Source organism: Rothia sp. CCM 9417, assembly GCF_048513575.1.
Classification (GTDB): Bacteria; Actinomycetota; Actinomycetes; order Actinomycetales; family Micrococcaceae; genus Rothia.
This window is the reverse complement of the sequence record NZ_JBLXXT010000008.1, coordinates 48005-61592: the sequence shown is the minus strand read 5'-3', so window position 1 is coordinate 61592 and position 13588 is coordinate 48005. Positions and strand designations below refer to the sequence as shown.

The following is a 13588-nucleotide window of genomic DNA, read 5'->3' as shown; positions in this document are numbered from 1 at the left end:
GTATGACCCAGAATACTTCCCAGTACAGAGTGAGCGCAGGTCCCGCATCACGAGAAGGGCCGGCTGTCGTTCTGTGGCTGGGGCTTGTCTTGATAGTAGCGGGGCTTGTGGATGCCTTCCTGCTGGTACCGCTCACCGGTGGGGTAGCTAGCGGATTATCGGCCTATCTGATATTCGTAGCCCTGGGCTGGGTCTTCTTTGCGCTGTGTCTTGTGGCCCTTGCCTGGTACCTTGTCAGCGGTACTCGGCTTCTCAACAGGCCTCAAGCCGGTGGAGCACTGGGTGCCGGGCGCTATCTGGCTAAAGTGGGGATTGCTTCTTGGATGTCGGCCTGGATAAGCCTGACCTATATTTTGCCCGGGATGCTAGCCAGGGAACCCTCGCGTGATGCTACGGGTGACCACGATGCCCTGCAACATTTTCTCCTAGGGGATTTTCTGGTTTCGCTTGGTATGCCCGCACTGCTTCTAGGTCTTATTGCCTTCTTGAGCGCCGCTGTGTGTTTTGCTTTGGCAAGGATAAAAGCCTCCTAGGCGCTATATGCCCCGCCTACTGGTTCTCTTTAAAAATTAAAGAGGCTGTTTTCCTCCCGCCTGGGGAGGAAAACAGCCTCTACGGTTGTAGCCGGCTTGGAGCCTACTTCTTCTGAACCGGGATTGCACCGGTTTTCACATCGTAGTAGTTCTCCCAGAAGTCGGCGTTTCTAATGTCAAGAGCCCGCGGATCAAACAGGGGATCCTGGCCCTGCTTGCGTTGCTGTTCGTAGTCACGCAGGGCCTGCAGCGCAGGCTTCTGAATGACCAGAATACCGACGACGTTCAGCCAAGCCATGAGCCCTACACCGATATCGCCTAGGGCCCAGGCCTCACCAGCACTATTGACGCAACCTACTACTGTGGCAACCAGAATGAGGAGCTGTAACAAGCGTAGGAGACCATTAGAAACTGTTTCATTTTTGAGGTTCCTGGTCAGGTAACGCAGGTTGGTTTCAGCCATGTAGTAGTAAGCAATGATGGTGGTGAAGGCAAAGAACCCCAGCGATACAGCGATAAAGATGGTGCCGGCTCCAGGTAAGAGAGTATCAAAGGCGGATTGCGCAAAGGCTGGCCCCACAGTTGCCTCTGGATCTAGCGTCCCCGATCCTTCTGCAAGCACGGGGGTATCTGCTGATCCCCCCTGGTAGACCCGGTACATGCCGGTTGAAAGAATCAGGAAAGCAGTAGCAGAGCAGACGAAGAGGGTGTCAATGTAGACGGCCATAGCCTGAACAAAGCCCTGGGATGCGGGGTGCTTAACCTCGGCGGCAGCTGCAGCGTGGGGGCCGGTGCCCTGGCCTGCTTCGTTGGAGTAGATGCCTCGTTTGACGCCCCATTCGACAGCAGTACCCACAATGGCACCGAAGGTTGCATGCAGGCCGAATGCTGAGCTAAAGATGAGGTTAACGACGTCCCCCAGCATGCCAATATTAATGAAGCAAACAATGACTGCGAGAATGATATAAATAACGGCCATGATAGGAACGACCACTGAGGCAAAGGCCGCGATACGCTTGACGCCACCCACCACGATAAAGGCAAGAAGAATGGTGATACCGGTTGCAGTCATCCAGGGGTGAACCTGGGGGAAAGCGCCCTGCATGGAGGTAGCGATACCGTTAGCCTGAACTCCGGGCAGGAAGAAGCCGCAGGCTAGCACGGTAGCGCAAGCAAAGAGAGAGGCGTAGACCTTGAAAAGCCCCGAGTACTTGGTGTGCCGGTAGGCCTTTTCGAAGTAGTAGGCGGGGCCGCCGCGGTATTCACCGGTGACCTTATCGCGTTCTTTGTAGATCTGCCCTAGGGTGGACTCGATAAAGGAGGTTGCAGAGCCCAGGAAGGCAACCGCCCACATCCAGAAGACGGCACCCGGGCCACCAAAGGCGATAGCAGTTGCCACGCCTGCGATGTTACCTGTACCCACACGCCCTGCCAGCGACAGGGCTAGTGCTTGGAAGGAGGAAACGCCATCTTGCGAAGACTCGCCCTTGAAGGTAGCTCGAAGCATAGAGGGAATCTGGCGAATCTGGAGGAGCCGGGTTCTGATGGTGAAGTAGACGCCTACGGCCAGGCACAGATATACCAGCACTGGAGACCAAATGATCTCGTTCAGCCAGGTGATGAATGCGGTCATGATGTGTACAAATCCGTTCGTGCGGGGTCAGCTGCTAGCTAACTGCGTAATGATTCACCCCAAATATAGCAAGTAATGTGTGCTGTCACACATTTGGGTCTTGAGTAATGATACTAATACGCCTCCTGGTCTCTTAGGGTGAAATGACGCGGCCTGTAACTTAGCTGAAATGAAAACGGCGCTTTTGCTCTCATAGTGCGAATCGCTAAACGACCACCAAGCGGGTAAAGTTACTTAACTGCAAGACACCAGAGACTGTAACCACTGGCTCGCTCCGTAGCTCCTTACCAGGAGACTCAGCCGGCCGGTCAGGTTGTGAGGGAGACATCGTGGGATTACTAGAAACTATCCGGGAGCCGGGGCACCTGAACTCCTTGAGCTCGCAGCAGCTGACGGAGCTGGCTCAGGAAATCCGCGATTATCTGGTTGCCAATGTCTCTCAGACCGGGGGGCATCTTGGCCCCAACCTCGGTGTTGTTGAGCTGACTCTTGGGATTCACCGGGTCTTCGATTCACCGCAGGACTCCATCATTTTTGATACCGGGCACCAGTCTTATGTCCACAAGCTGGTTACCGGTCGGCAAGATTTTTCGACCCTGCGCCAGAAAGGCGGTATCGCTGGCTACCCTGAGCGGGCTGAGTCTGAGCACGATATCGTTGAGTCCTCACACGCTTCGTCGTCTCTGTCATGGGCTGACGGTGTTTCCCGCGCCTACCAACTCACCGGCCAAAAGGACCGTTACACTGTTGCCCTCATCGGCGATGGTGCCCTAACCGGTGGCATGGCCTGGGAAGCTATCAACAATATAGCGGCTGATAGGTCCCGCAAGGTCGTCATTGTTGTTAACGACAACGGTCGTTCCTACGCGCCGACCGTGGGTGGGTTCGCTAACCACCTGGCTGCCCTGAAACATGAACTTCAGAATAAGGTCGATAAGGTTCGCCTGGACTCGCGCTACGAGCGCACCCTCGATATTGCCCGCACCAAACTTCAGAAGAGCGGCCCCCTGGGACAGATGGTCTACCGTGGGTTGCACGGCATGAAAGCGGGCATTAAGGACGTCATGGTGCCCGGTGGCATTTTTGAAGACCTGGGGATGAAATACGTGGGACCGATTGACGGCCATGATCTGCAGGAAATCGAGCAAGCCCTAGAATCAGCTAAAAACTATGGTGGCCCCGTTATCGTTCACGCTATGACCGAGAAAGGCCACGGTTACGCCCCGGCAGTAAGCGATAAAGACGATATGTTCCACGCTGTGGGGGTGATTGACCCTGATACCGGTGAAGCCCTAGCTAAGTCCTCTGGTAAATCCTGGACCAGTATCTTTGCTCAGGAAATCAAAGATATTGCCGATGAGCGCGAGGACATTGTCGGAATCACCGGCGCTATGCTCATTCCTGTTGGGCTCAAACCTATGGCTATGGCCCACCCGGGCCGCGTGATTGACGTAGGAATCGCTGAACAGCACGCTCTTGCCATGAGCGCGGGTCTGGCCTACGGCGGCCAGCACCCTGTCATTGCCCTCTACGCCACCTTCCTCAACCGTGGTTTTGATCAGCTCCTCATGGACGTTGCCTTGCATAAGGCTGGTGTAACCCTCGTCTTGGACCGTTCCGGCGTGACCGGCCCCGATGGCCCCAGCCACCACGGCATGTGGGATTTGGCTCTTCTGCAGTTTATTCCGGGCCTGCACCTTGCAGCTCCCCGTGACGCAGTGACCCTGCGTGAGGAACTGCGAGAAGCCGTGGCTATCTCCGATGCTCCTACGGTTGTGCGCTACCCCAAGGGCTCAGTAGGCCCCGATATTCCCGCCCTTGAACGGACCGCAGACGGGGCCGATATTCTCAGGCGGCTAGGGGAGCCTCACGCTGAAAGCGGTCAGCGCGACGTGCTTTTGATTGGCGTGGGTGCTTTTGCCCGCCTAGCGCTTGATGTAGCCGAACTGCTGGGTAGCCAGGGGGTGAGCCTAACGGTGGTAGATCCCCGCTGGGTCATGCCTGTACCTGCCAGCCTTATTGAGCTGGCAGGGGAGCACCGCATCGTGGTTTCCCTTGAAGACGGCGTCCGGGCCGGTGGCGTAGGTTCCCGGATTCGCCAGGAAATGCGCGCAGCTGGTATCGACACAGCACTGAACGAGCTGGGTCTGCCCGCCGAGTTCATCAAGCACGCTGAGCGCGGTGAAATTCTTGAGGAAGTGGGGCTGACACCTCAAAAAATTAGCGCCGATATTCTCGCTCAGCTTTCGGGCGATATGGTGCCTTTCGCGCGAACAGAGGGCGAACGGCCTAAACACACTTCCTAACCCTCCAAATCCCAGAGCAGGGACACTCAAAGCGGCTCTTCTTCAGCAGAAGAAAGAGCCGCTTTAGTTTTTCTATTGTCTACCGGTAGCCTTAGCCGACCCAGATACGTCCGTCTTTAACCTCGACCGGGAATTCCGCGATCGGAGTCTCAGCCGGACCACCAAGGACAGATCCATCCTCCAGCGAAAAAACTGAGGAGTGGCAGGGGCAGGAAATACTTTTATCTTTCAAGGCCTTGAGCTGGCACCCCTGGTGGGTGCAGACCGATGAGAAGGCATGGAAAGCGCCCTCGGTGGGCTGGCTAATCATGACGACGCTCCCCTTTGCTGTAGCCTGAATTACCCCGCCGATCGGTACGTCGCTGGTGGCGGCCATGTCGGTTGGTTCGGCAGGGCGACCGTCGCTTTCGGTGAGTGTTTGGCCATCCTTGGAGCCGCAGGCAGAGAGCAGAACTGCGCCTGCCCCCAGGCCACCAGCACCAATAATCGCTGTGCGGCGGGAAAACCCTGAAGGGTTACTCGCGGCTAGCTCCTGGGGAGCATCAACAATGGGTTTTTCTTCTTTATTCTGACAGCCGCATGTGGTGCACATGGGTACAATCCTTACTGTGAGTGTTGGGCTCTGACCCGGGTGAATACCGTGGCCAGATGCCCCGCTACACGTTCAATCTGCCACTGACGCGCCCCAAGTTCAAGCAGGGCTAACCTAAGTTCTTGCTCACCCGAACCCGCAGGCGGGTCCCAGCACAGCCTCCGCAGGATATCGGGGGTCAGCAGGTTTTCTTGAGGCATACCGAGTTGCTCACTGATCTCAATAACAAGGGGCTTAGCTTCTGCAATCAGTTCAGCGGAAAGCGGCCTCTTAACCTCCCAGGCCTTCAGCGGCGGCGGCCCAGACGCAGGCAGAGTGAAAGGAACCGGGCTGGGTTCCTTCTTCGCCTCGGTAATGGCCTTGACCCAGCGGGGAGCCTCTCGTTTGAGGGAACGAGTCTGAAAACCCGGTATCGCCAACACCGCTGGAACTGTCTGCGGCATGATACGCGCCGCAGCAATCAAGGACGAATCGGGAAGCAGCCGCTTGGGGGCCACATCTTTTTTCTGTGCAAGGTGATCACGCTCGTACCAAAGATTACGCAGAGCGGTGAGCTGGCGGCGGGTTTTCAAATCCCTGATGCCCTTGGTCTTGCGCCAAGGATCAGGTTTCTGCTCAAACCCGGTGCGCTCGCGAACTGCGTTGAATTCTTCCCGGGCCAGTTCGAGTTTGCCCTGTGCCCTGAGCTCAGACTCAACGGCATCGCGCAAATCGAGCAGAATATCAACGTCAAGAGCCGCATAGTTGAGCCACTGCGCGGGCAGGGGCCGATGGGACCAGTCCACCGCTGAGTGCTCCTTGGCGAGCTTATAACCCAGCAAATGCTCGACCATATAGCCCAAGCCAACCCGCTCAAAGCCAGCAAGACGACCGCCCAGTTCGGTATCGAAAAGCACATCGGGGCGCATCCCCAGCTCTGCTAGGCAGGGAAGGTCCTGGCTTGCGGCGTGGATAACCCACTCAGCGCCGGCTAAGGCCTCGTTGATGGGGGAGAGATGGGGGAAGCTCTCCGGGTCAATGAGGATGACCCCGGAGTTACCTCGTTTGAGCTGTACCAGGAAAGCTCGCTGACCGTACCTGATGCCCGATGCTCGTTCGGTGTCGACTGCTACCGGACCGCTCTGGGAGGCAAGGATATCGGCAACTCTCTGCAGGCCACGGACGGTGGTAATAACGCTGGGAGTGCCACCGTCGGGTTCATCGAGAAAGACAGCCTCGGGAATCGTGATTCCCTCGGGTATCTCAAAACCCCCGGTGGAGGCGCTTAAAGGTGCTGCCACCTTGTCAGTTTGCGCCACAATAAAACTCCCTCCCGGTGGAAAACTACCCCACTATTATGTCAGCTAACCCTGTTACCCGGTTATGTCGCGAGTGTGAGATTGAACGGTAGAAGATTACCTCATGCTTAAATATTTCTTGCTGTCCTGTTTCTCAAGCTAGGGCTCAAGCGGTTTCTCATTCAGAGTGAGGCAGACAGAATTGATGCAGTAACGCAGGTCTGTGGGGGTATCGTAGCCCTCACCCTCAAAGACGTGGCCAAGGTGAGAATCACAGGCGGCACAGCGCACTTCAACACGAACCATTCCCAAAGACCGGTCCTCTATATAAAGCACTCGGTTTTCTGCCAAGGGCTCGAAGAAGGCAGGCCAGCCGCAGTGGCTCTCAAACTTCTCGCTGGACCGGAAGAGCTCGGTGCCGCAAGCCCTGCAGGAGTAGATACCCTCGGTGGTGGTATCCCAGTATTGGCCGGTGAAGGCAGGCTCGGTACCGCCCTCTCTGAGCACAGCGTACTCAGTAGGGGTCAGAACCTCTTTCCAGTTTTTTGCGATTTTTCCTAGGCCCGGTAGATGCTCAGACATTTTGTATAGTCCTTACCCGTATCGATAACACAGTATGTATATTCAGCCAGATTACACCCAGTGGAATAAGGCATCAGCCTTGTCCCTGATATTCCTTACAAGGTTACTGGTTGGTAACATCACGGGTGTGCCGTTCCCGCTAGTAGCAATACCTCCCCTAGACTGGTCATTATGAATACAGAGCAGGACACATCTTCAACGGCGCGCACCCTCACTCTAGCTACCGTCGCAGGAGTTGCTGGTGCCGCAGGTGCCACCCTTGCTATGGCTGGTGCACTGGGGGCGGCAGGACTGGCAACACACTTTGCCCGCAAAATTGTTGTCCCGCCCAAAGCACCCCACGAAGATGTTCGTGTTTATTCGGTGGGCTACGGAACCGCTGAAAATATAGAAGACCAACAGCCCACCAGTATCTGCCTAGACGCGACGGAACGGACTCAGGCTCCAGGCCGCTACGGGTTTTATTTTGCCGGGGGAGCAGGGTTCGCCCTGCTGGGCGAGGTAATCTCCTACCTGCCGACCGAGCAGACCGTAGTACGGTCCATCGAAGGGGTCTATCGAGGCGATATCACCACCTGCAAACGCGGCAGACTCACCGGTGTTGTAGCCACCGACCCCCAGATGGCTGGCTACCGCTACCAAGACATCGAGCTTAACCTGCCTGTTGGTCCTGCCCCCGCCTGGGTAGTGCACCCTAATGCCTGGCTTGATAGCGCTACTGAATCTGATTCATCAGCAGTCCCCAGTAGCACTTGGATTGTGATGGTTCACGGCATGGGGTCAACACGTGCAGAAACCCTGCGCTCACTGACAGTGACTCAAAAGCTAGGGCTTACCAGCCTGCATGTTAGCTACCGTAACGACCGTGAAGCTCCGGCCAGTGAAGACGGCCGATACGGCCTAGGATTTACCGAATGGCGCGATATTGAAGTTGCTATCGACTACGCACTTTCTCATGGTGCTGAAGATGTAGTGCTCTTTGGCTGGTCTATGGGTGGCTCTATCTGTATGCAAACAGCTGACCTTGCCTCTAACCGCCGCGCTATCCGGGGCCTTGTGCTTGATGGGCCCGCCCTGGACTGGCTTGAACTCATCCGTTACCATACTCAGCTCAACAAGATTCCCCTCTCGATAGGGAAGCTGGGTGTGCACATGATTTCTCACCCTGCACTGACCGGGTTTACCGGCTTGCACGAGCCGATTCGGCTTGAACAGATATCCTGGCCTAACCGTGTACAGGATATTGTTCTACCCACCTTGATTCTGCATTCCCGCGATGACACCTACGTGCCCTATCAACCATCAGAACAGTTAGCGCAGGCTTCACCGCTGGTGGACTTTGTTCCCTTTACAGGGGCACCCCACACCCGTGAGTGGAACGTGGACCCTGAGCTCTGGGAGAGCACCGTGGAAAAGTGGCTGGGGGATAAGCTGGGGCTGAACCTGCCAGTACATCAGGCTAAGTCGGCAGAATAAGCTCAGGCAGTGATGGGGGGCAGCAGCGGCTGCCCCCTCCTATTTCTTGAGGTGTTAGGGTGCCGCAATATCGGCGTAGGAGCCGCCGGTTAGCCTGACCAGATCATCAGCAGCCAACTCAAGATCGAGGCCACGCCGCCCACCCGAGACCAGAACGGTGTCAAAAAGCTGGGCTGTCTCATGGATCAGGGTGGGGTGGGCTGTCTTTTGGCCCAGGGGAGAAATGCCGCCCACAACATACCCGGTACGCTTCTCAGCTACTTTAGGTTCGGCCATCTTGGCGCTCTTCCACCCTAACTGGGCAGCGGCGGCCTTAGTGTTGAGCTTGCCTGCTACCGGAACCAGGCAGACCGCAAAATCTTTGTCGTGATTAATCATGAGTGTCTTGAAAACCTGTTCGGGGGAGCGGCCTAGCTTCTGAGCGGCCTCCAGACCAAACTGGGTTTCACCCTGGACGTGCTCGTATTCGCGCATGGTGAAGGCAACCCCGCTTTCTTGCAAGAGAGCAACTGCGGCAGTAGATGCTCCGGCTTTCTTTTTACCCTTGGCCACGAGAAAACCCTTTCTTTTTGCTTCCGATTTACCTTTACTAGCCTAAAAGGAACACGCCAGCGGAAGCTGCCGGACAGCGGAAAACGCTACGAACTGTGAAGAATTCAACCGCCTTAGTGTCATCACCCCCCAAAGTCTTAACCGCTACCGGCCCTTACCTCCCGCACCCATTACACTGGTGCTGTACATGTAACCCGCGCACCCTTGCGCTCAAGGAAAGTTAGGCACGTGGCCACCTACACCCACCTCACCGAACGTACCCCCCAGGTTTCTGCTGATGAACTTTTGGCGGGTTTTCGCCCCTCAGAACGCTTTGGTGAGGTGTCCTTTGATACCTACCGCCCGGACCCAGCGCAGCCCTCACAACAGGCGGCAGTCGATGCCTTACGAGCCTTCGGGGATAGTATCAATGGTGGCGTCGCTAGTGGCGGTGGATTTTTAAGCAAGCTCTTTGGCGGGGGCAAGAAAAAGGAGGTCAGTAAGCCAGGTCTTTACCTAGACGGTGGTTTTGGTGTGGGTAAAACCCACCTGCTTGCCTCCCTCTGGCACGCAGTAGAGGGCCCTAAAGCTTTCGGTACCTTTGTCGAATACACCAACCTGGTCGGTGCACTCACCTTCCGCAAGACGGTTGAAGCCCTCTCAGGCTACAAGCTGGTCTGTATTGACGAATTTGAACTCGATGACCCCGGTGACACCGTGCTGATGTCCCGACTCATGCGTGAGCTAGCCGAAGCAGGGGTGAAGCTGGTCGCCACCTCCAATACTCTGCCCGGCTCACTCGGTGAGGGGCGCTTTGCCGCCGCAGACTTCAAGCGTGAAATTCAGGTACTCTCAGACCAATTTGATGTGATTCGTGTAGATGGCGAGGACTACCGCCACCGCGGGCTTGACCCGGCACCGGACCCCCTTGCACCTGAGCAGTTTGATGCCGCTGTTGAAGCAGGTTTTGGTGCACTTGGCACCGTTGCAATCGATAGCTTTGAGGACCTCATTGAGCACCTGTCCAAGGTTCACCCCTCTCGTTACCGCCAATTTATTGAAGGGCTTGATGCTATTGCCTGGCGCGATGTCACAACCATTACCCAGCAGGCCGTGGCCCTCCGCTTCGTGGTGCTGGCTGACCGTCTTTACGATAAAGACCTGCCGATTATCGCCTCCGGACTTCCCTTTGACAGGGTCTTCACCGAAGAAATGATGACAGGCGGCTACCAGAAAAAGTACTTCCGAGCCGTTTCTCGTCTAACCGCTCTTGCCCGCGAAGGCCACACAGCAGGGCAGAAGTCAGCTTCCTAGAAGAGCACACTTTAAACACCAGCCCCGGTTCCTTCTGGCGGCGAAGGAGCCGGGGCTTTTGCTCTTGAGCGCCTAGGGGCAGGGGCCGCTTTAACCGGGGAAACCAACCTCAGCCCACCGCTGGCGAGTCAGCTCCGCCTGACGCGCAGTCTGCATGAGGGCAACTCCATCAAAGCCTGGGCGACCGGGCGTGCCCTCAGGAAGAGTGCGGAAACCCTCAAAGCCAACCTTGCGAGCAACCTTCTCCGAGGAGCTGTTCCCCTGCAGGGCAGTCCACACTAGCCTATCCAAGCCCAAGCCCAAAGGATCCAGTGCAAAACCGGTGACCGCTCCCAAAGCCTCAGCCATAAAACCTTGACCTCTGCTATCGGGAGCAAGCCAAAAGCCAACCTCGGCTGAAGACCTCGACACATCGAATAAGCTGACCACCCCGGCGAAAACACCGCTGGCATCAATAGCCCAAATGAACTCAGCCTCTGCAAGGGCAGCATCATGTGAGTAACTGATAAAATCCAGGGCATCCTGCTCCGTGTATCCCAGCGGAATTGACACACACCAGCGGACAATCTCCGGGTCCCTGCAGGCTGCAACCAGGGCAGACAGATCCCCTAAACGTAAAGCCCTCAAGGTCAAACGCTCCGTCAGAAGACTGGGTAGCACAGCTCAAACCTCCCTTGACACCACCACAACAATGCAACATATCCTAACCCGCCAATAACTGTGGCACAGTCCATAGAATAAAAATAATAAAGCGCCCCCATAAAAACCGGCCCAAAACCCCTATAAATCAAGGAAAAACCGGCCAAACAACACCACAAAATAACAATTTTGCGTAAACCAAAACACCGTGTATAGTATTTACTCGTTGGTTCGGTTCCCCAAGGAATCAGCAAACATGCGGTTGTAGCTCAGTTGGTAGAGCACCACCTTGCCAAGGTGGATGTCGCGAGTTCAAGTCTCGTCAACCGCTCGCTAACCCTCAGGCGAGGGTTCTAGCGCGATTGGCGCAGCGGTAGCGCACTTCCTTGACATGGAAGGGGTCACTGGTTCGATCCCAGTATCGCGCACGCAAGATACATTGCGTATCCAGCACAGGGTGAAGCCCTGCATAGAAATGCAACTGCGGTTGTAGCTCAGTTGGTAGAGCACCACCTTGCCAAGGTGGATGTCGCGAGTTCAAGTCTCGTCAACCGCTCCAGACAAACCCCCGGTTATGGCCGGGGGTTTTTCCATACCCCTCTCCATTACAAGCCAACCCAAACACCCCAGGTTGAAACAGGCCCTGCCCTTGTGTATAGTTGTTCAAGTTGCGGTTGTAGCTCAGTTGGTAGAGCACCACCTTGCCAAGGTGGATGTCGCGAGTTCAAGTCTCGTCAACCGCTCTCTCGGAAACACTAGTTTTCGCAACTCAGGCCCCGGCCTGAGCGTGTGGTGGGGTGGTCGAGTGGTTAGGCAACGGTCTGCAAAACCGTGTACGCGGGTTCGAATCCCGTCCTCACCTCCACGCGCGATTGGCGCAGCGGTAGCGCACTTCCTTGACATGGAAGGGGTCACTGGTTCGATCCCAGTATCGCGCACAAAGAGAAGCCCGGCCTCCTAGGAGGTCGGGCTTTTTGATGCCCAGTGATCAACAGGGGACTTAGCCAGAAGACAGCAGCAAAGCAGTATAGGGGTAGCCGAGCTTACCTACGGGTGCCCTCGTATTGAGGTGACCAGGCGCGTATAATCGATAGAGCGCCGGCAGCCCAGATTGATGCAAGGTACCCGGCGCCTGAATCTATCGCCAACCCCGCCCCACCACGTCAGGACGTTTCTTTGACCACTCCCATGCTCGCGCAGGCCACCGACCACGGTCGAATGTATGCGCGCACCGTGGGCGGGGAGTTGCTGGTGCCTTCCATTACTACAGTTATTGGGCAACAGGCCAGTGACTTGAGTGGTTGGCATGGCTACATGGCAGCCAAAGCTGCTCTTGAAGATCAGCGAGCCTACCGAGCATCAAGTAGCGCTGGGCTCAAATTTGCCATTATCCGTGACGCGGCGAGCGCATCGGAGCGCTACCGAGACGATGCCGCAGCCCGCGGGGACCGTGTGCACAACTATGCGGAGCAGGTCGCCCTACGAGCCATGGGCCTGCCTCATGAGATGGAAGGCTACCGTGAAAACCTGATAGCCCACGGTGAGCAGGCCTACGCTGACCGTTTTGATGAGTGGTGGGAACAGTACCGCCCTCAACCCTTAGCTACCGAGGTCACTATCTGGAACCAGACAGTGGGTTATGCTGGCACCCTTGACCTGGTAGCAGAAATAGCGGGCCACACCTGCATCATTGACTATAAAACCAAGGGCACCGACCGCAAAGGTCGGGTCAAGCCTCTGGACGATAAGGTCGTTATGCAACTGGTGGCCGGGCTCAAAGCTGAAGAGGCTCTTATCGACGCTGAAAACGGTGAGTGGGAGCCTTGGAAACACGGTGGAGCTAGCATCTTGATGGGGGTAGCCGTGGGCCAGACCCAGGTTGTTCCCCAGCAAGCCAACCCACAGGTACTCAAAAGCAACTGGTTCAAATTCTGTGCCCTCAAAAGAGTATGGGATCTGAACCGAGAGCTGACTGAGAGTACCGAAGAGTCACTGATGCCCCTGGTGCCGCCACCGTTTGCTGATTCTGCCGAGCACCCCGGTAAAGCTGCCTCATAGACCCCTGTACCCTAGCCCAAGAGAGCTCATGACCATTCTGACTATCCGCACCGTAGGTGACCCGGTTCTCCGCACTCCCTGTGACCCCATTACCGTTTTTGACCAGGACCTGTGCAGGCTGGTCCATGACATGCTCGAAACCATGTACGCCGTTGAAGGCGTGGGATTAGCTGGCCCCCAGGTGGGGATTGCCAAGCAGATTTTTACCTTTGGCAACATTGATGGGCTTGAAGGGCACGTCATTAACCCGGTGATTGAGATAGGGGACGAACCCCAGGAGGGTGGCGAGGGGTGCCTTTCCGTTCCCGGTTTATCTGCTGCGACTCCGCGCAAGAACTGGGCGCGAGTTACGGGTCTTACCTGTGAGGGGCAGCCTGTGACTTACGAGGGCCAAGGCCTTTTTGCTCGCATGCTGCAGCACGAGACTGACCACCTGCACGGCACTATGTTTATTGATCGCTTGGTGGGCGAAGACAAGAAAAACGTCTGGCGTAAGATCCGCCAGTCTAGCTACAACGAGGTAGCCGACGCCGTCCAAGGGGAGAGGGCCGCTCAGGCCTCATCGGTTTTTGGTGCCCTCGGCGGTTCGCTGGGCGCAGGCCAAGGAAAGGCCGCGCGCAAGCCGGGTTCCTTTGGTATCTAGTTCG

General features: G+C 56.4%; 12 protein-coding genes and 6 tRNA genes. 12 read left to right on the top strand and 6 right to left on the bottom strand.

The genetic code is table 11. The features are described 5' to 3' along the window. The first annotated feature begins 2 nt into the window (after positions 1–2). Complete coding sequence (locus ACN082_RS08845; RefSeq protein WP_419100493.1) at positions 3–533, top strand: hypothetical protein; 531 nt, start codon at positions 3–5, stop codon at positions 531–533. A 103-nt stretch (positions 534–636) separates the two neighbouring features. Here the strand turns inward: ACN082_RS08845 and ACN082_RS08840 are convergent, their stop codons facing one another. Further along, positions 637–2166, bottom strand: coding sequence for an alanine/glycine:cation symporter family protein (locus tag ACN082_RS08840; protein ID WP_419100492.1), 1530 nt, complete (start codon positions 2164–2166; stop codon positions 637–639). 329 nt (positions 2167–2495) lie between these two features. Here ACN082_RS08840 and dxs point away from each other — a divergent pair, with 329 nt between their 5' ends. Then, complete coding sequence (gene dxs / locus ACN082_RS08835; RefSeq protein WP_419100491.1) at positions 2496–4472, top strand: 1-deoxy-D-xylulose-5-phosphate synthase; 1977 nt, start codon at positions 2496–2498, stop codon at positions 4470–4472. Positions 4473–4563: 91 nt separating this feature from the next. Here the strand turns inward: dxs and ACN082_RS08830 are convergent, their stop codons facing one another. From ACN082_RS08830 to msrB, 3 genes are all read right to left on the bottom strand, one after another. Then, positions 4564–5064, bottom strand: a complete 501-nt coding sequence (locus tag ACN082_RS08830; protein WP_419100490.1) for a Rieske (2Fe-2S) protein — start codon at positions 5062–5064, stop codon at positions 4564–4566. Positions 5065–5075: 11 nt separating this feature from the next. Next, positions 5076–6362: an HRDC domain-containing protein gene (locus ACN082_RS08825; protein WP_419100489.1), complete on the bottom strand. Its 1287-nt coding sequence runs from the start codon at positions 6360–6362 to the stop codon at positions 5076–5078. A gap of 138 nt (positions 6363–6500) precedes the next feature. After that, entirely contained in the window at positions 6501–6923 is a 423-nt protein-coding gene (gene msrB, locus ACN082_RS08820; protein ID WP_419100488.1) for a peptide-methionine (R)-S-oxide reductase MsrB, read from the bottom strand. A gap of 171 nt (positions 6924–7094) precedes the next feature. Here msrB and ACN082_RS08815 point away from each other — a divergent pair, with 171 nt between their 5' ends. After that, complete coding sequence (locus tag ACN082_RS08815; RefSeq protein WP_419100487.1) at positions 7095–8399, top strand: alpha/beta hydrolase family protein; 1305 nt, start codon at positions 7095–7097, stop codon at positions 8397–8399. Between the two features lie 54 nt (positions 8400–8453). Here ACN082_RS08815 and ybaK read toward each other — a convergent pair whose 3' ends face one another. Continuing rightward, positions 8454–8951, bottom strand: coding sequence for a Cys-tRNA(Pro) deacylase (ybaK, locus tag ACN082_RS08810; RefSeq protein ID WP_419100486.1), 498 nt, complete (start codon positions 8949–8951; stop codon positions 8454–8456). A 228-nt stretch (positions 8952–9179) separates the two neighbouring features. Between ybaK and zapE the strand changes: the two genes are divergently transcribed. After that, the gene (gene zapE / locus ACN082_RS08805; RefSeq protein ID WP_419100485.1) at positions 9180–10244 is read left to right on the top strand and encodes a cell division protein ZapE; all 1065 of its coding nucleotides are present in this window, start codon (positions 9180–9182) and stop codon (positions 10242–10244) included. 90 nt (positions 10245–10334) lie between these two features. Here the strand turns inward: zapE and ACN082_RS08800 are convergent, their stop codons facing one another. After that, complete coding sequence (locus ACN082_RS08800) at positions 10335–10904, bottom strand: GNAT family N-acetyltransferase (protein WP_419100484.1); 570 nt, start codon at positions 10902–10904, stop codon at positions 10335–10337. Between the two features lie 237 nt (positions 10905–11141). On the opposite strand from ACN082_RS08800, the gene ACN082_RS08795 reads away from it, so the two are divergent. The 8 genes from ACN082_RS08795 to def all read left to right on the top strand — a co-directional run bounded on the left by ACN082_RS08795 (position 11142) and on the right by def (position 13584). After that, a tRNA-Gly gene (locus ACN082_RS08795) sits at positions 11142–11214 on the top strand. Positions 11215–11239: 25 nt separating this feature from the next. Then, positions 11240–11311, top strand: a tRNA-Val gene (locus ACN082_RS08790). Positions 11312–11366: 55 nt separating this feature from the next. Beyond that, a tRNA-Gly gene (locus ACN082_RS08785) sits at positions 11367–11442 on the top strand. A 111-nt stretch (positions 11443–11553) separates the two neighbouring features. After that, positions 11554–11626 (top strand) — tRNA-Gly (locus ACN082_RS08780). 48 nt (positions 11627–11674) lie between these two features. Continuing rightward, positions 11675–11748: transfer RNA gene (locus ACN082_RS08775), tRNA-Cys, on the top strand. A gap of 1 nt (position 11749) precedes the next feature. Further along, positions 11750–11821, top strand: a tRNA-Val gene (locus ACN082_RS08770). A gap of 238 nt (positions 11822–12059) precedes the next feature. Next, positions 12060–12941, top strand: coding sequence for a cytochrome (locus ACN082_RS08765; RefSeq protein WP_419100483.1), 882 nt, complete (start codon positions 12060–12062; stop codon positions 12939–12941). A gap of 28 nt (positions 12942–12969) precedes the next feature. After that, a complete protein-coding gene (gene def, locus ACN082_RS08760) occupies positions 12970–13584 on the top strand; it encodes a peptide deformylase (protein WP_419100482.1) in 615 nt (204 codons plus the stop codon). Positions 13585–13588 lie beyond the last annotated feature (4 nt).